This is a genomic window from Thiobacter subterraneus (genome assembly GCF_055379455.1).
On record NZ_AP042402.1, the window covers coordinates 785,284 to 804,763 of the forward strand.

The 19,480-nt window shown below is 66.7% G+C and carries 20 protein-coding genes; 9 read left to right on the forward strand and 11 right to left on the reverse strand.

Going from position 1 to position 19,480, the window contains the following annotated elements; translation table 11 throughout:
• Position 1 precedes the first annotated feature (1 nt).
• The 3 genes from ACZ42P_RS04015 to ACZ42P_RS04025 all read left to right on the forward strand — a co-directional run bounded on the left by ACZ42P_RS04015 (position 2) and on the right by ACZ42P_RS04025 (position 3,607).
• Positions 2 to 1,183 carry a methyl-accepting chemotaxis protein gene (locus ACZ42P_RS04015; RefSeq protein WP_464898809.1) on the forward strand — a complete coding sequence of 394 codons (1,182 nt, stop codon included), beginning with the start codon at positions 2 to 4 and terminating at the stop codon, positions 1,181 to 1,183.
• A 64-nt stretch (positions 1,184 to 1,247) separates the two neighbouring features.
• Positions 1,248 to 2,960: a proline--tRNA ligase gene (locus ACZ42P_RS04020; protein ID WP_464898810.1), complete on the forward strand. Its 1,713-nt coding sequence runs from the start codon at positions 1,248 to 1,250 to the stop codon at positions 2,958 to 2,960.
• Complete coding sequence (locus ACZ42P_RS04025) at positions 2,957 to 3,607, forward strand: lytic transglycosylase domain-containing protein (RefSeq protein ID WP_464898811.1); 651 nt, start codon at positions 2,957 to 2,959, stop codon at positions 3,605 to 3,607. Before ACZ42P_RS04020 ends, ACZ42P_RS04025 begins: the two co-directional genes overlap by 4 nt.
• A gap of 7 nt (positions 3,608 to 3,614) precedes the next feature.
• Here ACZ42P_RS04025 and ACZ42P_RS04030 read toward each other — a convergent pair whose 3' ends face one another.
• From ACZ42P_RS04030 to ACZ42P_RS04045, 4 genes are read right to left on the reverse strand one after another with little or no spacing between them, the layout of a single operon-like run.
• Positions 3,615 to 4,361: an efflux RND transporter periplasmic adaptor subunit gene (locus tag ACZ42P_RS04030; protein WP_464898812.1), complete on the reverse strand. Its 747-nt coding sequence runs from the start codon at positions 4,359 to 4,361 to the stop codon at positions 3,615 to 3,617.
• Positions 4,358 to 5,671 (reverse strand): TolC family protein, encoded by a 1,314-nt coding sequence (locus ACZ42P_RS04035; protein WP_464898813.1) that lies wholly within the window; start codon positions 5,669 to 5,671, stop codon positions 4,358 to 4,360. Before ACZ42P_RS04035 ends, ACZ42P_RS04030 begins: the two co-directional genes overlap by 4 nt.
• Entirely contained in the window at positions 5,668 to 6,186 is a 519-nt protein-coding gene (locus tag ACZ42P_RS04040; RefSeq protein WP_464898814.1) for a thioredoxin family protein, read from the reverse strand. Before ACZ42P_RS04040 ends, ACZ42P_RS04035 begins: the two co-directional genes overlap by 4 nt.
• A 25-nt stretch (positions 6,187 to 6,211) precedes the next feature.
• A complete protein-coding gene (locus tag ACZ42P_RS04045) occupies positions 6,212 to 6,673 on the reverse strand; it encodes a TlpA family protein disulfide reductase (RefSeq protein ID WP_464898815.1) in 462 nt (153 codons plus the stop codon).
• A gap of 49 nt (positions 6,674 to 6,722) precedes the next feature.
• On the opposite strand from ACZ42P_RS04045, the gene ACZ42P_RS04050 reads away from it, so the two are divergent.
• Positions 6,723 to 8,108, forward strand: a complete 1,386-nt coding sequence (locus tag ACZ42P_RS04050; RefSeq protein ID WP_464898816.1) for an aspartate ammonia-lyase — start codon at positions 6,723 to 6,725, stop codon at positions 8,106 to 8,108.
• A 27-nt stretch (positions 8,109 to 8,135) separates the two neighbouring features.
• Here ACZ42P_RS04050 and ACZ42P_RS04055 read toward each other — a convergent pair whose 3' ends face one another.
• The gene (locus ACZ42P_RS04055) at positions 8,136 to 9,026 is read right to left on the reverse strand and encodes a hypothetical protein (RefSeq protein WP_464898817.1); all 891 of its coding nucleotides are present in this window, start codon (positions 9,024 to 9,026) and stop codon (positions 8,136 to 8,138) included.
• A gap of 34 nt (positions 9,027 to 9,060) precedes the next feature.
• Complete coding sequence (locus tag ACZ42P_RS04060; RefSeq protein ID WP_464898818.1) at positions 9,061 to 9,456, reverse strand: DUF3568 family protein; 396 nt, start codon at positions 9,454 to 9,456, stop codon at positions 9,061 to 9,063.
• A gap of 119 nt (positions 9,457 to 9,575) precedes the next feature.
• Here ACZ42P_RS04060 and ACZ42P_RS04065 point away from each other — a divergent pair, with 119 nt between their 5' ends.
• Both ACZ42P_RS04065 and ACZ42P_RS04070 read left to right on the forward strand, forming a co-directional pair.
• On the forward strand, positions 9,576 to 9,785 hold the full coding sequence (locus tag ACZ42P_RS04065; protein ID WP_464898819.1) for a hypothetical protein: 210 nt from the start codon (positions 9,576 to 9,578) through the stop codon (positions 9,783 to 9,785).
• Positions 9,786 to 9,880: 95 nt separating this feature from the next.
• Positions 9,881 to 10,192 (forward strand): PsiF family protein, encoded by a 312-nt coding sequence (locus ACZ42P_RS04070; RefSeq protein WP_464898820.1) that lies wholly within the window; start codon positions 9,881 to 9,883, stop codon positions 10,190 to 10,192.
• Here ACZ42P_RS04070 and ACZ42P_RS04075 read toward each other — a convergent pair.
• Positions 10,164 to 12,554, reverse strand: a complete 2,391-nt coding sequence (locus ACZ42P_RS04075) for a DNA internalization-related competence protein ComEC/Rec2 (protein ID WP_464898821.1) — start codon at positions 12,552 to 12,554, stop codon at positions 10,164 to 10,166. The two genes, ACZ42P_RS04070 and ACZ42P_RS04075, sit on opposite strands and share 29 nt — an antisense overlap.
• Positions 12,555 to 12,563: 9 nt before the next feature.
• On the opposite strand from ACZ42P_RS04075, the gene ACZ42P_RS04080 reads away from it, so the two are divergent.
• Entirely contained in the window at positions 12,564 to 13,115 is a 552-nt protein-coding gene (locus ACZ42P_RS04080) for a DUF2062 domain-containing protein (RefSeq protein ID WP_464898822.1), read from the forward strand.
• A gap of 82 nt (positions 13,116 to 13,197) precedes the next feature.
• Here the strand turns inward: ACZ42P_RS04080 and ACZ42P_RS04085 are convergent, their stop codons facing one another.
• From ACZ42P_RS04085 to ACZ42P_RS04100, 4 genes are all read right to left on the reverse strand, one after another.
• Entirely contained in the window at positions 13,198 to 14,712 is a 1,515-nt protein-coding gene (locus ACZ42P_RS04085; RefSeq protein ID WP_464898823.1) for a SpoVR family protein, read from the reverse strand.
• Entirely contained in the window at positions 14,709 to 15,977 is a 1,269-nt protein-coding gene (locus ACZ42P_RS04090) for a YeaH/YhbH family protein (RefSeq protein ID WP_464898824.1), read from the reverse strand. The genes ACZ42P_RS04085 and ACZ42P_RS04090 overlap by 4 nt, the downstream gene beginning before the upstream one ends.
• 10 nt (positions 15,978 to 15,987) lie before the next feature.
• A complete protein-coding gene (locus ACZ42P_RS04095; RefSeq protein WP_464898825.1) occupies positions 15,988 to 17,907 on the reverse strand; it encodes a PrkA family serine protein kinase in 1,920 nt (639 codons plus the stop codon).
• Between the two features lie 231 nt (positions 17,908 to 18,138).
• The gene (locus tag ACZ42P_RS04100; RefSeq protein WP_464898826.1) at positions 18,139 to 18,462 is read right to left on the reverse strand and encodes a c-type cytochrome; all 324 of its coding nucleotides are present in this window, start codon (positions 18,460 to 18,462) and stop codon (positions 18,139 to 18,141) included.
• A gap of 94 nt (positions 18,463 to 18,556) precedes the next feature.
• On the opposite strand from ACZ42P_RS04100, the gene ACZ42P_RS04105 reads away from it, so the two are divergent.
• Both ACZ42P_RS04105 and ACZ42P_RS04110 read left to right on the forward strand, forming a co-directional pair.
• Positions 18,557 to 18,793 (forward strand): hypothetical protein, encoded by a 237-nt coding sequence (locus ACZ42P_RS04105; protein ID WP_464898827.1) that lies wholly within the window; start codon positions 18,557 to 18,559, stop codon positions 18,791 to 18,793.
• 2 nt (positions 18,794 to 18,795) lie between these two features.
• Entirely contained in the window at positions 18,796 to 19,476 is a 681-nt protein-coding gene (locus ACZ42P_RS04110; protein ID WP_464898828.1) for a class I SAM-dependent methyltransferase, read from the forward strand.
• Positions 19,477 to 19,480 lie beyond the last annotated feature (4 nt).

Here is a 19,480-nt window from a genome sequence, read left to right on the forward strand (position 1 = left end):
CATGCGCCCCAGCATTCTGCGCAAACTGCTTTTTTCCTATTTGGCCTTTGGTTTCGCGGTCGCCTGCGTGTTCCCCTTCTATGCCCATTTCTTCGTGGAATGGAAGCCGGGCATGCTGCCCTGGTTCGTGGTGGGCTGCCTGGTGGCAGGCCTCGTGATCGGGGTGGCCAATTACTGGCTGCTCAATCTGGTGCTGCTCACGCGACTGCGGCGCATCGCCGAAGTCTCCCATGCCATTTCCGCCAAGGACCTGACTTTCTCCTGCTCCCTGCAGAGTGCCGACACCATCGGCGAGATCGTGGAAAGCTTCAACCGCATGACCCAAACCCTGCGTGAACTGATCGGGGACACCGTCTCCCTCGCAGGCCAGGTGCGCAGCACCGCCGGCGGGGTGAGGGAAGTCATGGATGCGGTGCGCCGGAACGTGGAAACCCAGACCGGACGCGCCACGGATATTCATGAAGCGATGAGTCATCTCACCGCCACCGTGCATGAGATCGCCCAGCGCTCGGAAGAGGCGGCCCGGCGGGCGGCGGTGGCCGGCACCGAAGCGCAAGGCGGACAGGAGGTGGTGCGCGCAACCGTGGCAAGCATGGACCGCATCCATGGCGCGGTGGTCGCTGCCACCGACACCATGCACAGGCTGGGGTCGAGCTCCCAGGCCATCGGCGCCATCGTCGCGGTGATCCGCGAGATCGCCGAGCAGACCAATCTTCTTGCCCTCAATGCCGCCATCGAGGCGGCCCGTGCGGGCGAAGCCGGGCGCGGCTTCGCCGTGGTGGCAGACGAAGTGCGCAAGCTGGCGGAGAAGACCAGCAGCGCCACCGCGGAAATCGCCGGCATGATCAGTGCCGTGCAGTCGGAAACCGCCCAGGCGGTGGCAACCATCGAAACCGGCCGCAACGAAGTGGCAAGCGGCGTGGAACGCGCCCGCCAGGCGGGGGCCGCGCTGGAACGCATCGTGGAACAGGTCTCCGGCCTCGCCCAGCGCCTGCAGGAAATCGCCGGCGCCACCCAGAGCCAACAGGCCGACGCCGTCTCCGTCAAGGAAAATGTCGCAGCCATCACCCGTCTCATGGAAGACACACTGCAATCCGTCACCCAGGGCACGGCGGCCGCGCATCATCTGACCGGGGAGTGCGAGCGGCTGGAGGCGGCGGTGCGCGAATTCCGCCTGGCCTGACACGCCCGGACTGGCCCGGGTCTACGCGCTATAATGCGGGTCTTTTCCCCTGACCAGCAAAACCATGCGCGTAAGCCATTTCTTTCTATCCACCCTCAAGGAAGCGCCCGCCGAAGCGGAACTGGTGTCCCACAAACTGATGCTCCGGGCGGGACTGATCCGGCGCCTGGGCAGCGGGCTCTACACCTGGATGCCGCTGGGTCTGCGCGTGCTGCGCAAGGTGGAAGCCATCGTGCGCGAGGAGATGGACAAGGCCGGTGCCATCGAACTGCTGATGCCCGCCGTGCAGCCGGCGGAGCTGTGGCAGGAGACCGGACGCTGGGACGTGTTCGGCCCCCAGATGCTGAAAATCAAGGACCGCCACCAGCGTGACTACTGCTTCGGCCCCACCCACGAGGAAGTGATCACCGACATCGCGCGGCGCGAGATACGCAGCTATCGCCAGCTGCCCGTGAACTTCTACCAGATCCAGACCAAGTTCCGCGACGAAATCCGGCCCCGCTTCGGCGTGATGCGCGCGCGGGAATTCGTCATGAAGGACGCCTATTCCTTCCACGCGGACTTCGCCAGCCTGGAGGCGACCTACCGGGTGATGTACGAGACCTACACGCGCATTTTCGAGCGTCTGGGTCTCAAATTCCGCGCCGTGGCGGCGGACACCGGCGCCATCGGCGGCACCGGCTCCCACGAGTTCCACGTCCTGGCGGATTCGGGCGAGGATGCCATCGCCTTCTGTCCCACCTCCGATTACGCCGCCAACGTGGAGCTGGCCGAGGCGCTGGCACCCGCCACGCCCCGCCCCGCCCCCGCTCGCGCCATGGAAAGGGTGGCCACCCCCGGCGCCCACAGCATCGCCGAAGTGTGCGCCCAGCTCAACGTCTCCCCGCAACAGGTGGTGAAGACCCTCATCGTGGAGGGCGACCAGGGCTTGGTCGCCCTGCTGCTGCGGGGCGATCACGAGCTCAACGAAGTCAAGGCAGGCAAGCTGCCGGAGGTGGGCCAGTTCAGGGGCCTCGCCTCCGAGGCGCGCATCCGCGAGGTGGTGGGCTGCGGCCCCGGCTCCCTGGGGCCGGTGGGCCTGTCGCTGCCCGTGGTGGCGGACCGCTCGGTGGCGGTGATGGCAGATTTCGTGTGCGGCGCCAACCAGGACGGCTTCCATCTCACGGGGGTCAATTTCGGCCGCGATCTGCCGGAACCCCGGGTGGCGGACATCCGCAACGTGGTGGCGGGCGACCCGAGCCCGGACGGCCGGGGCACGCTGGAAATCTGCCGCGGCATCGAGGTGGGCCACATCTTTCAGCTGCGCACCAAGTACTCCCAGGCCATGAATGCCACCTTCCTGGACGAGGAAGGCAAGACGCGGGTCATGGAAATGGGCTGCTACGGCATCGGCGTGTCGCGCATCGTGGGCGCCGCCATCGAGCAGAACCACGACGAGCGGGGCATCATCTTCCCCCGGGCCATGGCCCCCTTCGACCTGGCCATCGTGCCCATCGGGCTTTCCAAGTCTCAAGCCGTGCGGGAAACTGTCGAAAAACTTTACAGCGAGCTCACCCTGGCGGGGCTGGAAGTCCTTTTGGATGATAGGGATGAGCGACCTGGCGTGATGTTTGCTGATATGGAGCTGATCGGCATTCCCCACCGCATCGTGGTGGGGGAACGCAACCTCAGGGAAGGCCGCATCGAGTACCAGGGACGCCGCGATGCCGCGGCCACGCCGGTAAGCCTGGCCGATGCGGTGGCCTTCCTGAAAACCAAAGTGCTGTCGGAGGCATGAGCACCGTGATCGTCTGGCGCATCCTGGTTATGGCCTTGGCCCTCGCCCTGCCGGGCGTGAGCCTGGCCGGGGCCCAGGTTTATGAGGAACTCTCGGCCAGCGTGCGCGCCGCCCTGTCCAAGAGCGTGGCCGACACGGCCGCGCCCCGCATCGTCACGCGCGATCCCCGGGAAGCGGAAGCCTGGCTGGCGGCCATGTCCCAGCGCCTGGAGCGCTTCATGCCGGATCCGGCGGAGCGGCGCGATTTCCTGATCACCGTGCACTACGAGGCCACCCGGGCCGGGCTGGACCCCCAGCTGGTACTGGGCCTCATCCAGGTGGAAAGCGGCTTCCGCAAGTACGCCGTGTCCTCCGCCTCGGCGCGGGGCTACATGCAGGTGATGCCCTTCTGGGTGAAGCTCATCGGCACGCCGGAGCACAACCTGTTCCACCTGCGCACCAACCTGCGCTACGGCTGCACCATCCTGCGCCATTACCTGGACGTGGAAAACGGCAATCTCTTCCGCGCCCTGGGCCGCTACAACGGCAGCCTGGGCCAGCCCGACTATCCCAACATGGTGGTCGGCGCGTGGAAGACGCGCTGGGCGTGGAACTACCAGGAGAACCGGCGCACCGCCGAGCAGGCGCTGCCGCGCCAGCCAGGCTGACGCCGGCTCAGGGCAGGCGGATCACGGCGGGGACACCGGCACGCAGGGTTTCCTGCACCGGGAAGGCCACCTCGATTGCATACTCGCCCTTGGGGCCTACCGGTTCCAGCCCCAGCAGGCGCACCCGGCCCGGATAACGGCGTCCGTCCACCTCCACCTCCACCGCCTGGCCGGGTTTGAGTTTTTTGACCTCGGCCAACCCCGCCAGCCCGCGCGCCACCATTTCTCCCGCCCGCGCCAGGACCACGAGGGGTTCCGGCTTGAGCTGGCTGGCCACCACCTGTCCCGGCTCTACCTGACGCTCCAGCACCACGCCATCGAAGGGCGCGCGCACCGTGGCGTCCCGCAGCTGCTTCTGGGCCGCCGCCAGGCGCGCGCGCGCGGCGTCGAGCTGCGCCCTGGCGCGCACGTGGCGCAACTGTGCCGCCTCCAGTTCCGTGGCGGCGATGACGGTGCGGTTGTAGAGTTCCTGCACCCGGTCCAGGTTGCGTTTGGCGTCTTTTTCCTCCTCGTCGGCCTGGGCGACGTTCGCCCGGGCCTCCGCCACCTGGGCGCTGAAGGCGCTCGCGTCCAGGCTCACCAGGGCCTGCCCCTTCTTCACCCGGTCGCCCGGTTGCACCGCGACCGTCTGCACGATGCCGGACACCGCCGTGCCCAATTCCACCCGCTGAGCCCACTGCAGGGTGGCGGCGAGATCCGCGGCCCAGGCCGGCCCGGCGGCGAGGGCCAGCAGCCAGAACGAATGTTTGATCACGGTTGCGCTCCTTTCTTGTCCGCCAGCTGGGCGAGGGGACGGCCCACCAGGGCCTCCAGTTTGGCCAGCGCCAGGGCGAGACGGTATTCCACGCTGCGGCTCTGGAGCTTGGCCTCCATGGTCTTGGCCATGGAATCGCCCAGGTTGGTGCGATACTCCATTTCGTACTGACCGCGTGCCCGCTCCAGGGCGAGATCGCGAAAGTCGGTCTCCACCTTGGCGGCGCGCCGCGCGATGCGCCGCAGCTGGTCAGCGTCCAGCCAGGCCGCAAGCAGCGCCTGGGTGAGATCCCGCCTGAGCCGCTCGCTTTCCGCCTGCAGCTTCTGGAACTGGGCCTGCTCCCGCGCCAGCGCCGCAGATACCGTGCGGCCCTGGTAGAGCGGCCAGCTCAGCACCACGCCCGCGCGCGCCTGGTCCCGGCCGGACAGGGGACGCTGGGCGTAGTCGGCCAGCTCCAGCTCGGCATCCAGGCGCGGGCCCCGCTCGGCGCGTATGGCCTCCAGACGCTTCTGGGAAGCGGCCAGCAGCTGCTGCTGGGCCTTGAGCCGCGGATTGTGCTCGAGCATGGCAGCCAGCAGCACTTCGTAATCCGGCAGCGGCCGGTCATTGTCGGGCAGCGGGGGGTCCTCCAGTTCGGAGGGCAGTTCTCCCGGACGGTTCATGGCATCCGCGAGGAGGGCACGCGTCAGGCGCTGGCGCTTCTCGCTCTCGGACCGGCGCACCAGCCATTCCTGGGAGCGCGCCTCCAGTTCGGCCACGTCCACCTGGGAAACCAGCTTCTGCTCGGCCCGGTCCCGGGCCTGGTCGAAGGCCACATAGGTCACCGCCAGGTATTCGTTGTCCACGGCGTAGCGCAGATCGGCCAGCAGCACGTCGAAATAGCGGGCCATGATGTCCAGCCGGCGCTGGTCGCGCAGATCCAGCAGACTGAGGTCACGGGCATCCAGGGTCAGGCGGGCGGCCTCCTCGGCCCGGCCGGTACGTCCGAAATCCCACAGGTTCTTGCGCGCCACCAGACGCACGCTGTTGTCCGAGATGTAGTCGGTGTCGGCCGGACGCAGCGCCGGCCGCACCCGCTGCAGTCGCGCTTCCAGACTGAGGTTGGCATCGCTGCGCGCGGCGGCGAGCTCGACCTCGGCCGCCGCCAGGGACCGCTCCGCGCGGCCCGCCTCCAGCTCCGGATGGGGGGCATCGGCCGCCTTGAGCGCCTCGGCCAGGGTGAGCACGCCGCCCGCCGCGGCGGCAGGGGGTGCCTGAAGCAGACAGCACAGCGCCGCGAGTCCGCCCAGGACTTGCAGGACGGGCTTCATTGCACGCTGGCCTGGTTCTTGTAAACGTTGAACGGGGTGGTCTTATAGGTGCCTTCCACCACGTAGCGCCCCAGCAGCAGGAATTCGCGGGGATCTTTGGCCACGCCGGTGAAGCGGTACATGGGATTGCCGTCGAGATCGAAGAACAGGAACACCGGCGTGGCTCGCACGCGGTTTTCGGCGGCGAAGGCCTTCTCGGTGGTCTCCTTGCCCTTGAAGTCCACCATGGCCAGGTCGTTCTTGATGTCGATGGAATAGATCAGGAAGTGCTTCTTGAAGTAGTCCTGCACTTCGCTCTGGTTGAGGATGGTCTCCTTCATGCGGTGGCACCAGGGACAGTCCTCCTGCTCGAACATGAGCAGGATGCCCTTCTTGCCTTCGGCCCGGGCCGTGGCCAGCTCGGCCTTGAAATCCCCCAGCTTCTGGTCGAAGAAGTACTGGTTGACATCCCGCTTCTCGGCCAGCGTGGTGAAACTCACCAGCATCAGGCCCGCGACGAGCAGGGTACGCAGCATGGTTGTCTCCTCGTTTCGATGCGCCCTATCGCTTCGCGGGCGCCGATTTTTTCGCAATGTAACTTTCCACTTCCTGCCGCGTCAACGCACCCACGTTGTAGGCGGCAAGACGGCCCTCGGGATCATAGAGATAGGTGGTGGGCAGGCCGCGCACCTGGCCGATTTGCGCCGCGATCCGGGAATTGCCCAGCACGATGGGGAAGGTCACCAACAGGTCGTCGGCGAATTTCTTCACGTACTCCGGATCCCGCCAGTCCATGGCGATGCCGATCACCACCAGATCCTTGCGCGTCTCGTGCAGCGTTTGCAGATCCGGCATTTCCTCCAGGCAGGGCGGGCACCAGGTGGCCCAGAAATTGACCAGCACCCATTTGCCCCGGTAGTCGGCGAGCCGGTGGGTCCTGCCCTGGGTGTCGGTGACGGTGAAGGCGAAAGCGGCAAGGGGCAGCAGGCCCAGAAGGAGAATGACGGGAAGACGTCGCAACACGGCCCTGCTCCCTTAAAATGTGATTTTTTGACGCCGGAACGCTGCCACCATGAATTACCGCATCGAAAAAGACTCTCTGGGCGAGTTCAAAGTTCCCGCCGACGCCTGGTACGGCATCCAGACGGCGCGCGCGGTGGAAAACTTTCCCATTTCCGGCCGCGGGCCGGACGCGGATTTTATCAGGGCCCATGTGCTCATCAAGCTGGCGGCGGCGCGCGCCAACTGCCAGCCCGGCTGGCTGGACAGGGAACGCCGGGATGCCATCGTCGCGGCCTGCGAGCGCATCCTGGCGGGTGAATTTCTCGACCAGTTCGTGGTGGACCGTTTCCAGGCAGGCGCCGGCACCAGCCACAACATGAACACCAACGAGGTGATCGCCAACCTCGCCAATGTCGCCCTGGGTGGCAAGAAGGGGGAATACAAGCCCATCCATCCCAACGACCACGTGAACATGGGCCAGAGCACCAATGACACGATTCCCACCGCGATTCGTCTGGCCTGCCTGGCCAAGCTGCCGCGGCTGACGGCCGCCGTGGAGGCGATGGCCGCGGAATTCGAACGCATCGGCACTGAGGAACGGGATACGGTCAAGAGCGCCCGCACCCATCTGCAGGATGCGGTGCCCACCACCATCGGGCGCGAATTCGCGGCCTATGGCTGGACCCTGCGCCGGGTGGTGGCCGAACTGCAGGCGGTGCGCCCCCGCCTGTGTGAGATCGGACTGGGCGGCTCGGCGGCCGGCACGGGACTCAACACGGCGCCGGGCTATCCCCAACGGGTGGCGGAGGAGCTGGCCCGGCTCACAAATGAACCCATCGTGGCAAGCGAGCTCACCGCCCAGATGCAGTCCATGTACGACCTGCAGCGCCTGTCCGCGGCGCTGCGCGGCCTGGCGCTGGAACTCACCCGCATCAGCAACGACATCCGCCTGCTCGCCTCGGGCCCCCGCACCGGGCTGGGGGAAATCACCCTGCCGCCGGTTCAGCCGGGCTCCAGCATCATGCCGGGCAAGGTCAACCCGGTGATGTTCGAGATGCTCAACCAGGTCTGCTACCAGGTGCTGGGGCAGGACGCGGCGGTGGCCGCCATGACCCAGGCAGGCCAGCTCGAGCTCAACGTCATGATGCCGGCGCTGGGCTCCGCCCTGTTCGACGCCATGGACTGGCTCACCAACGCCATTACGGCGGCGACGGAAAAGAATCTGAAAGGGCTGCGGGTCAACCGGGAACGCTGTTACCAGTTCATCCACGCCAGCGTGGGCCTGGCGACCCTGCTCAACACGCGCATCGGCTACATGAAGGCGGCGGAGATCGCCAAGGAATCGGAAAAGACGGGCAGGCCGGTGCGGGAGATCGTGGCCGCCCACGGCATCATGAGCGCGGAGGAATTCGACGCCCTGGTGCTCAAGGCCGCGCGCGACGGGCGCATCGACTGACGGACGGCGCGCAGGCGTGGCCCCCGTTCAGCGGGCCTTGACATGGCCCGGTGCGCTGGCGGAATTGCCGTGGCTGCCACCGGCCGCGCTGACCGCGCCCGCCGCGGCGAGCCTGCCGCCGACATTCGCGCCGCCGGCCTGACCCTGGGCCGCCGCGCTTGCCTTGACCGCATGACCCTCGGACGAACCGTAGCGCTTGCCGTAAACCACGCCGCCGCCACTCACTGCCGTGGTAATTCCCCGTCCGTAGGCATGGCCCTGCCCGCTTGCGCGGCTGCCGGCCGGAGCGACGGTGGATGCAGGGAGGCTGGCGCTGCCCGGGGAGGCCAGGGCGCGCTGGGCCGACTTCATGCTGCTCACCACCTCCCCGAGCTTGAAGCCGTTGGCCTTGGCGATCTCGCCCCAGCCCATGCCGGCGGCCCGCTGGTTCAGGATGCCCTCCAGGGCGACGGTCTCGGTGGTGACGGTGCCATCTGCCGCCACCCGGGTCACGGTCAGGCTGCCGCCGGTGAGGGCCGCCTGCAGCTCCTGGGGTGTGGGCGCGGTGATGCCGTAGCTCGCGAGCTGGGCCTTGGCCAGGCTCAGGCTGATATAGGTGTTGCCATAGCCCATGGGCCGGGTGGGCGGCGTGATGGTGGTCGTGCCGACGGTCCCGCTGGCGGACGGGCTGGTCAGGGTAATGGGGGTGCCGCTGCGCAGGCCCGTGATGAGTGCCTCGGCATTCTCCTGGGAGCCGGCGAAGGTGGCGAAGTCGCCGGCAAACCGGCTCGTCACCCGGCTGGGTTCCTGGGTGGTGGCGAGCCGGTCCAGGGTGGCCGCCGCGCTGCGCAGATCGGTGTCCGTCGCGGCCCAGGCACTGCCCAGGCCCGCCAGCAGCAGGGCGACCATGACGCTTCGTAGGGGGAACCGTGGGGCCATGGTGAGCTCCTTTCGTCGTGGTTTCAGGCCGGCGTCACAGGAAACGCTCGGTCTGCATGATGATCTCGGTGGCGGTGGCGCTGTCCTTGAGCAGTCCCTGGGAGGCCGTCACCCGCATGCGGGTGGTGCTGGGGCTCAGGGCTTCCAGCTCGATGTCGATGTCACGGTCGGCGGCCTTGGCCTTGATGGCCTCCCCGTTCTCGATCCTGGACGACCCGGCGACCTTGATCTGCATGCGGTTCAGGGCCTTGAGGCTCGCACTCTTCACCTTGGGCAGGGGCTCTGCGAAGGTGCGGTAGGTGATGCCACTCAGGGTGTGGGAGACACCGGCCGAGGCACCCACCCCCAGGGCGGTCAGGGCCGCGGCCTCGCAGCCGGCCAGCACCAGCGCCGCCAGGGCGGCCAGGGCGGGGTTCAGTATGTGCGTCATGGGCTGCTCCTCCAAAATCGTGCGCCGGGCCGTCAACCATCCTGAAGCCGGCGCGTTAGTGAACTTAGCACGGTTCCCGTGCGATTCCGTTTAACGATTGTTTAGGAAAGGACTTTAGCATGAGCAAAATCTTCGCTGCCCTGATCGCCGCCTCCTTCGCGCTGGCCACCAGCGCCTTTGCCGCCGACGCGGCCGCGCCGGCCGAACCCGCCGCCGCCCCGGCCAAGAGCGCCAGCGCCCCGGCCAAGAAGCAGGCCCACAAGCGCAGCCACAAGCGCGTGCACAAGCCGGCCGCTTCCGGCGAAGGCAGCGCCCCGGCCGCCAAGTAAATCCGTCCAGGTTGCGGTAGAATGGCGGGTGATGACGTTGTCATCACCCGTTTTGCTTGCCCGTTTGTGTTTTCGACCCGCTGGAGGAGAAACCCATGAAGAAAATCCTGATCGCCCTCACCCTCGCCCTGGCTACCGTGTCCGCGGCCCATGCCAGGGAAGAAAAAGCCCCCACCCCGCAGCAGGAACGCATGCGCCACTGCAACGAGGAGGCGGGCAAACAGGGCCTGAAGGGGGATGCCCGCAAGGAATTCATGAGTCAGTGTCTCAAGGGCGGTGCCGAGCCCGCCAAGGCGCGCACCGAACAGCAGCAGCGCATGGCCGACTGCAGCCGCGAGGCCAAGGAAAAGGGCCTCAAGGGCGATGAGCGCAAAAAGTTCATGAGCCAGTGCCTGAAGAAGCAGTAAATCCCGCCCCGGTTCCCCCGCTGCGCCAGTAGCGGGGGTGCGCCCTTCTTTCCTCCGTCACCTCTACGCCTTCCGGCCCGAGCCGGAAGGTCACCGCCCCGCTTTCGTCACTGCGCAGCAGGCGGCTGCCGAACAGTCGGTAACGTTCCACGACGTCCGGCTTGGGATGACCGAAGCGGTTGCGGTAGCCCACGGTGAACACCGCCCAGTCCGGCGCCACACTGGCGATGAACTCCACGCTGGAAGAGGTGCGGCTGCCGTGATGGGGCACCACCAGCACCTCGCTGGCAAGCAGCGGCCCGAGCCGCGCCACCAGCTCCCGTTCCGCGCGGGCCTCGATGTCCGCGGCGATGAGGAGGCGGCGCCCGCCGGCCTCCACCTGCAGCACGCAGCCACGGTCATTGGCCTTGCGGTAGGCGGTGAGCGCCTGCGCCGAAGGGTGGAGCACGCGGAACTCCACGCCATCCCAGCGCCACCGGGCGCCGGCCAGGCAGGGCAGCGCGTCCGTGCGGCGCACAAGCAGGGGATCGCCCGCAGGCAGGGACGCCATGAACCAGCCCACGGGTACGCCATCCAGCACTGATGCCGCGCCGCCCGCGTGATCGTTGTCGGCGTGGGATACCACGAAGCCGGTTAGCCGCTTCACGCCCGCGGCGCGCAGATGGGGCAGGACGATGCGGCTGCCGCTGTCCACGTCCTGGCCGAAGCGGGGCCCCGCATCAAACAGCAGGGCGTGTTCGCGGGTGCGCAGCAGCACGGCCAGTCCCTGCCCCACATCCAGCACCGCGGCCTCCACCACCCCCGCCGGCAGGGGCGGCGGCGCCAGCAGGAACATGGGCAGGAAGGCACAGGCCCCGGCCCAGCGTCCGGGCACGCTGCGTGGCGCGAGCAGCCACGCCACACCGGCCATGGCCACGCCCGCGGTCCACAGGGGCGGCGCATGCTGCTGCCAGACGGCCGCAGGCAGCTCTGCAAGCCACAAGAGCGGCACCATGCCCAGGGCGAACACCCCGTGGGCCACGTGCAGCAGGGAATCCAGACCAAGAAACGCCCCGGCCAGGGTGAGGGGCACGACGAGGAAGCTCACCAGGGGAATGGCCAGCGCGTTGGCCACGGGCGCGACCAGGGAAGTCTGCTGGAACAGCACCAAAAGGGGCGGAATGAGACCCAGGGTCATGGCCCACTGCACCTGCACGGCTTCCGTGAGCCGTCCCGGCCGGCCGAGGCGATGGCTCGTGACGTAGAAAATGAGGGCCACCGCACCGAAGGAAAGCCAGAAACCGGGGGCCCGCACCGCCCAGGGGTCGAGCAGCACCACCACGGCAAGGGCCAATGCCAGCACGCGGGAAGGCGAGGTATGGCGGTCGCGCCAGACCGCCAGGGCGGCCGCCGCCACCATGTAGAAGGTGCGCTGGGCGGGCACGGCGAAGCCGGTGAGCAGCGCATAGACGAAGGCCGCGGCCACCCCCGCGGCCAGCGCCACCTTGCGCGCCGGCCAGCGCTGGGTGAGGCGCGCGCTCCGGCGCCAGCTCCACTCGACGAGGAGGAACACCAGCCCGGAAAACAGTGTCACGTGCAGACCGGAAATGGCCACCAGGTGGTTGATGCCAGTGCGGGTGAACACCCGCCACTGCTCCTGGGGAATGCCGCCCTGCTCGCCGATGGCCAGGGCGATCAGCACGCCCGCGTAGGGGGCGTCCGCCAGCGTGCGGCCCATGGCGCGGGCGATGTCGTCCCGGGCGCGGGCGACGAGCCAGGCGGGCCGCGGCACCAGGCTGTCGAGACGGAAATTTTCGGGGTCCTGGCGGATGTAGCCGGTGGCGCGGATGCCCCGTTCCAGCAGGTGGTATTCGTAGTCGAAGCCGTGGGGATTGGCCGTGCCGTGGGGCCGCTTCAGGCGCACCAGGAACTGCCAGCGCTCGCCGGCGCGCAGACGCGCCGGGTCGAGGTGCGCCCCCTCCTCCGCCTGGCTGCCGCGGTAGAACCAGAACAGCTGGAGCTTGCGCGGCACCCGGGCCGCCGGTGTGAGCACCTGCTCCACCTCGAACACGAAACGCAGCCCGCGCTCGGTGGTCTGGGGCAGGTCGGCCACCACCCCCACCAGGCGGATGTCGCGCCCCTCCCACGCCGGCGGCAGCGCGTCCGCCAGGCGCAGGGCTGCACGCCAGCCCGCATAGTGGTAACCCGCGCCCAACGCCGCCGCCAGCAAAAGCAGCCAGGCGGCGACCCGGGCACGGGAGAGGAGCGCCAGCCCCGCCAGGGCCGCCGGCACGACCCACAGGGCGCTGGATGCGTCCGGCAGCAGGGGCTGCTGCTGCAGCCACGCGACGCCCAGCACAAAGGCTACAATGAGCCCTCGCACGCCTCCCCCATGAAGCATTACCTCCGCAAACGTCTGCCCCACGCCCGCCACATCCGGGAACACCGCTCGGTGCGCTGGCTCGCGCCACTCCTGCGTCATCCCAACCTGTGGCACCTCAACCGGCGCTCGGTGGCGGGTGGCGTGGCGGTGGGGCTCTTTACCGGCCTCATTCCGGGTCCGGTGCAGATGCTGTTCGCCGCCATTTTCTCGGTGGTGTTCCGGGTGAATCTTCCGGTGGCGGTGCTCACCACCCTCTACACCAACCCCTTCACCTTCGTGCCCCTCTACCTGCTTGCCTACCAGATTGGCAGCCGGGTCTATCCCAACGCCGGTGGTCAGGCCACGGCCTTCGAGTTCGACTGGTCAGGCAACTGGCTGGAAGCCGTCCCCGCTTTCTTCCACTGGCTGGCCTCCCTGGGACCCACGCTCCTGGTGGGCGTGCTGATCCTGGGGGCGAGCCTGTCCCTCATCGGCTATTTCGGGGTGCGGCTTCTTTGGCGGCTGGGCGTGGTGATTCACTGGCGGCGCCGCAACCACCGCCGAAATGTACCACGTTCATGACAAAAGCATCACTGGCCGGCAGGACGTGACGACAGGGGAAGGCATGGGGCAGGCACGCGGCTTCGGCGCAGCCGCTTTCTGATCACACGCGGCACTCTTCCGCGTACTGGACTTCGCCGGTTTCGTCCACGCTTTCCAGATAGACGTCGTAGCCCCACAGGCGGGCCACGTGTTTGAGCATCTCGGGCGTGCTCTCGCCCAAGGGGCGGCGCTGGTGCATGAAATGGCGCAGGGTGAGGGAACGGTCGCCGTAGAGGTCGACCTGCCACACCTGGATATTGGGTTCCCGCTGGCCCAGGTTGTACTGGTCCGCAAGCCAGCGCCGCACCTGCTGGTAGCCGGCGTCATCGTGGATGGCCGCCACCTCCAGCTGATCCTCGCGGTCATCGTCCACCACGGCGAACAGGCGCATCTCGCGGATCAGATGGGGCGACAGATACTGGGCGATGAAGCTTTCGTCCTTGAAGTTGCGCATGGCGAAGTCCAGCACCTTGCGCCAGTCCGCTCCCGCCAGCTCCGGGAACCAGCGCCGGTCCTCCTCCGTGGGGTTTTCGCAGATGCGCCGGATGTCCCGGAACATGTTGAAACCCAGGGCGTAGGGGTTGATGCCGTTGTAGCCCCGGCTGTAATAAGGCGGCTGATACACCACGTTGGTGTGGGACTGGAGGAACTCGATCATGAAGCCGTCGGTGAGCCGGCCTTCCTCGTAGAGGTGGTTGAGCAGGGTGTAGTGCCAGAAGGTGGCCCAGCCCTCGTTCATCACCTGGGTCTGGCGCTGGGGATAGAAGTACTGGGCGATCTTGCGCACGATGCGCACGATCTCCCGCTGCCAGGGCGCCAGACGGGGCGCGTGCTTCTCGATGAAGTAAAGCAGGTTCTCCTGGGGTTCCGGCGGGAAGCGTTCCTCTTGTTGCTCCCGCCGCGCCGCTTCCTTGACCGGCAGGGTGCGCCAGAGCAGGTTCACCTGGGATTGCAGGTATTCCTCCCGCTCCCGCTGGCGCGCCTGTTCCTTGGCCATGGACAGCCTGGCGGGCCGCTTGTAGCGGTCCACGCCGTAGTTCATCAGGGCATGGCAGGAGTCGAGGATCTCCTCCACCGCCTCCTCGCCGTAGCGTTCCTCGCATTCGGCGACGTAGTTGCGCGCGAACACCAGGTAATCCAGGATGGCCTCGGCATCGGTCCAGGTGCGGAACAGGTAATTGCCCTTGAAAAAGGAGTTGTGGCCATAGCAGGCATGGGCGATCACCAGCGCCTGCATGGTCATGGTGTTCTCCTCCATCAGGTAGGCGATGCAGGGATTGGAATTGATGACGATCTCGTAGGCCAGCCCCATCTGGCCCCGCCGGTAGCTCTTCTGGATGGCCATGAACTGCTTGCCGAAGGACCAGTGGTGATAGCCCACGGGCATGCCCACGGAGGAATAGGCGTCGATCATCTGCTCCGAGGTGATGACCTCGATCTGGTTGGGATAGGTGTCGAGGCCGTAGTGGGCGGCAACCCGGGCGATCTCCCGGTCGTAGGCGCGCAGCAGGTCGAAGTTCCAGTCGGAGCCTTCGGAGATGGGACGGCGTTGGCTCACGGCCGTGTCCTCCCTCATGCCGCCACCTTCTTGCGGAACAGTTCCCGGAACACGGGGTAGATGTCCTCCAGGCCGCGGATGCGCTGCATGGCGAACTGCTGGGGATACAGTGACTTCACGTATTCGTACTCGTGCCACAGGCTCTGGGGATGTTCGGCCTCGATCTCCACATAGGCGTAGTACTGCACCAGGGGCAGGATGGATTCGAGCAGGAGTTCCCGGCAGCGGGGCGAATCCCCCTCCCAGTTGTCACCGTCGGAGGCCTGGGCACAGTAGATGTTCCAGGCGGCGCTGGGATAGCGCTCCCGGATGATCTCGTACATGAGCGTCAGGGCGCTGGAAGCCACCGTGCCACCCGTTTCCCGGGAGTGGAAAAAGTCTTCCTCGTCCACCTCCATGGCCACGGTGTGGTGGCGGATGAACACCAGGTCGATCTTCTCGTAGCTGCGGGTGAGGAACAGGTAGAGCAGCATGAAGAAGCGCTTGGCGATGTTCTTGCGCTGCTCGTCCATGGAGCCCGACACGTCCATGATGCAGAACATCACCGCCTGGCTGGTGGGCTGGGGCTGGTCGATGCGGTGCGCGTAGCGCAGATCCCAGGTATCGAGAAAAGGCACCGCTGCCAGGCGCGCGCGCAGGGCCTCTATTTCCCCGCGCAGCGCCTCCGCTTCCGGGCTTGCGCCCAAGCCCTGGGCCTCGAGCGCCTCCAGCGCCGCCTCCGCCTCGCGCAGGCGCTCCCGCGTCCCGGCGGACATGGCGAGCCGCCGGCCGATGGCCTGTTTCATGGAGCGCACCACGTGCAGGTTGGCGGGATTGCCCTGGCTCACGAAACCGGCCCGCACCCGCTTGACCTCGGGCACGGCGGTGAGCTGCTTCTTCACCAGATCCGGCAGGGCCAGATCCTCGAAGAAGTAGTTCATGAATTCCTCGCGCGACAGCTCGAACACGAATTCATCCAGCCCTTCGCCATCGGGCGAGCCACCGCGTCCCCCCTGGCCGGCGCCGCCCTCGGGGCGGTCGATGCGGTCACCTGTGACGAACTCCCGGTTGCCCGGATGCACGATGACACGCCGCCCGCCGGGGCCATGGTGGAATACCGGTTCCGAGAGATCCTTGGCGGGAATGGAAATCTTCTCGCCCCGTTCCAGGTCGGCCACCCGGCGTCCGGACACCGCATCGCGCACCGCCTGCCGGATCTGGCTCCTGAAACGGCGCAGAAAGCGCTGCCGGTTGACGGCGCTGCGATTCTTGCCGGACAGCCGGCGGTCGATGAACTGGCTCATGATGCCGGCCTCAGGAGGCCTTCCTCGCGCGCAGATACCATTCGGCCAGCAGGCGCACCTGCTTCTCGGTGTAGCCCTTGGCCACCATGCGCTGCACGAATTCCTGATGCTTCTTCTGCTCCTCGCTGGAGGCCTTGGCGTTGAAGGAGATCACGGGCAGCAGGTCCTCGGTGCTGGAGAACATGCGTTTCTCGATCACCGCGCGCAGTTTCTCATAGCTGGTCCAGGCAGGGTTCCTGCCGTGGTTCTGCGCCCGCGCCCGGAGCACGAAATTCACCACCTCGTGGCGGAAATCCTTGGGATTGGCGATGCCCGCAGGCTTCTCGATCTTCTCCAGCTCGGCGTTGAGCTGGGCGCGATCCAGCATCTCGCCCGTGTCTGGATCCCGGTATTCCTGGTCCTGGATCCACATGTCGGCGTAGGTCACGTAGCGGTCGAAGATGTTCTGGCCATACTCGGAATAGGACTCCAGATAGGCCGTCTGCAGTTCCTTCTCGATGAACTCCACGTAGCGCGGTGCCAGGTATTCCTTGATGAAGGCGATGTAGCGGCTCTCCACCTCGGGCGGCAGCTGCTCCTGCTCGATCTGGTTTTCCAGCACGTAGAGCAGATGCACCGGATTGGCGGCGACCTCGCTGTGGTCGAAGTTGAACACCTTGGACAAAATCTTGAAGGCGAAACGGGTGGAGATCCCCGTCATGCCCTCGTCCACCCCCGCGAAGTCGCGGTATTCCTGGTAGCTCTTGGCCTTGGGGTCGGTGTCCTTCAGGTTCTCCCCGTCGTACACCCGCATCTTGCTGTAAATACTGGAATTCTCGGGTTCCTTGAGGCGGGTGAGCACCGAGAACTGGGCCAGCATCTGCAGCGTGCCCGGCGCGCAGGGCGCATCGGCCAGGGAGCTGTTGCGCAAAAGCTTCTCGTAGATCTTCACCTCGTCCGACACGCGCAGGCAGTAGGGCACCTTGACGATGTAGATGCGGTCCAGGAAGGCCTCGTTGTTCTTGTTGTTCCGGAACGCCTGCCATTCGCTCTCGTTGCTGTGGGCGAGCACGATGCCCTCGAAGGGAATGGCGCCGAAACCCTCGGTGCCCTTGTAGTTGCCTTCCTGGGTGGCGGTGAGCAACGGATGCAGCACCTTGATGGGCGCCTTGAACATCTCCACGAATTCCAGCAGGCCCTGATTGGCCAGACACAGGCCGCCCGAGTAGCTGTAGGCATCCGGATCGTCCTGGGAGTATTTCTCCAGCTTGCGGATGTCCACCTTGCCCACCAGGGAAGAGATGTCCTGGTTGTTTTCGTCGCCGGGTTCGGTCTTGGCGATGCCCACCTGGCCCAGCACCGACGGCCAGCGCTTGACCACCCGGAATTTGGTGATGTCGCCGTTGTATTCGTGCAGCCGCTTGACGGCCCAGGGCGAGAGCACCTTGTTGAGGTAGCGCCGGGGGATGCCGTATTCCTGCTCCAGGATCTCGCCGTCCTCGTCGGCGGAGAACAGGGCCAGGGGCGAATCGTTCACCGGCGAGCCCTTGAGGGCGTAGAAGGGCACCCGTTCCATGAGATGCTTGAGCTTCTCGGCCAGCGAGCTCTTGCCGCCGCCCACCGGCCCCAGCAGGTAAAGGATCTGTTTCTTCTCCTCCAGCCCCTGGGCCGCATGGCGGAAGTAGGAGACGATCTGCTCGATGGTCTCCTCCATCCCGTAGAAGTCCTTGAAGGCGGGATAGACCTTGATGATCTTGTTGGAGAAGATGCGGGACAGGCGCGGATCCTGGCGGGTGTCCACCAGCTCCGGCTCGCCGATGGCCGCCAGCATGCGCTCGGCGGCGCTGGCGTAGGCCATGCGGTCGTTCTTGCAGAGGTTGAGGTATTCGTCGAGGGAGTATTCCTCCTCCTCACGACGGTAGCGGGCGATGTACTGGTGGAACAGGCTCATGGAGCACCCCCGTTGCACGATGGAGAACCGCGACCCTCACGGCAGGCAATTGCCGCCCTTGCGGGAATTTGGCACCGATCCTTGGACCGGGCCGAACGGGATTGGTGCCATGCACCCACGAATCCATTATCGGCCAGTTTCGTCCCGACTTGACCAAAATTATTTTGGGCCGGCATGAAATCGCGTTCATGCCTGCGCGCAGCAGGGGCATGGGCGTGCTGATAACGCGGCTCACTCTTTGAAGCGCGCCCCCGACTGGTTGAGCAGATACACCACGGCGCGTTCCACCTCCTCGTCGCTCAGGGCCGGATTGCCGCCGCGGGGCGGCATGCCGCGGATGCCCCGGATGGCCATTTTCACCATCATGCGCTTGCCCTCCCGGATGCGGGGCGCCCAGGCTTTTTTGTCGCCGATTCGGGGCGCACCGGCCGCGCCGGTGTCGTGACAGGCCGCACAGGTGCCGCGATAGACCGCTTCACCCGTGCGCCCTGGCTCGTCCGCCGCCAGGGAAAGCGGCGCCCAGAAGAGAAAAACCAAAAACCAGGAATGACGCATGTTCCCTCCTGCAAAAAACACGAGGTGTTGCCTGCGCTTGCCGGCCCCGGCGGCGCGGCACATAATCCCATCCCCCATCTGCCGGAATCATTCCATGAAAGGCTTGCAACTGGAAGAATCCGCAGGCGTCGCCGAACGCTACGCCGTGGTCTATGCACCGGGCAAGAACCGCAAGCGGTTTCCCGAAAACTGCGTCTATGTGAAGGACAGCGAGGCGGAGGCACGGCGCGAGGCGGACCCCGCCCAGGGCCGCTACGCCGCCGTGGTGATCGGACCCTCCCGCTCCAGCGAGGGCTTTCGCCTGTTCTACCTGAAGGCATGGCTGGATTGACGATGCCCCGCTGGGCATGGCTCGTCGCGGCGCTTTTGCTCCTTGCCGGGGCGCCGGCGCGCGCCGAGACCGGCGCCCGGCCGGAAATCAACGCGCCCTTTCTGGCGCCGGATTTCCAGAGCTGGGTGGAGCGCTTCGAACACGAGGGCCGCGAGGTCTATGACCGGCGCCACGACATCGTCGCCGCCACCGGCGTAGGGCCGGGCATGGTGGTGGCGGACATCGGTGCCGGCACCGGCCTGTTCACCCTGCTGTTTGCGCAAAAGGTGGGGCCCCAGGGGCGGGTGATCGCAGTGGACATCTCGCGTCCCTTCATCGACAACATCCTGCGCCGCGCCCGGGAACGGGGCTTCAGCCAGGTGACCGGGGTGGTCAACAACCAGACCGACACTGGCCTTGCGCCGGGTTCCGTGGACCTCGCCTTCGTGTGCGACACCTACCACCACTTCGAGCAGCCGGGCGCGATGCTCGCCTCCCTGCGACGGGCCCTGAAACCCGGCGGTGCGCTGGTGATCGTGGATTTCCACCGCATCCCGGGCGTGAGCACGTCCTGGATCCTGAGCCATGTGCGCGCAGGCAAGGAAACCGTCATCGCCGAAGTGGAGGCTGCAGGCTTCCGCCTGGTGGAGGACCGCCCCCTGCTGCGGGACAGCTACTTCCTGCGCTTCGTCCCGGCATCCTGAGGCT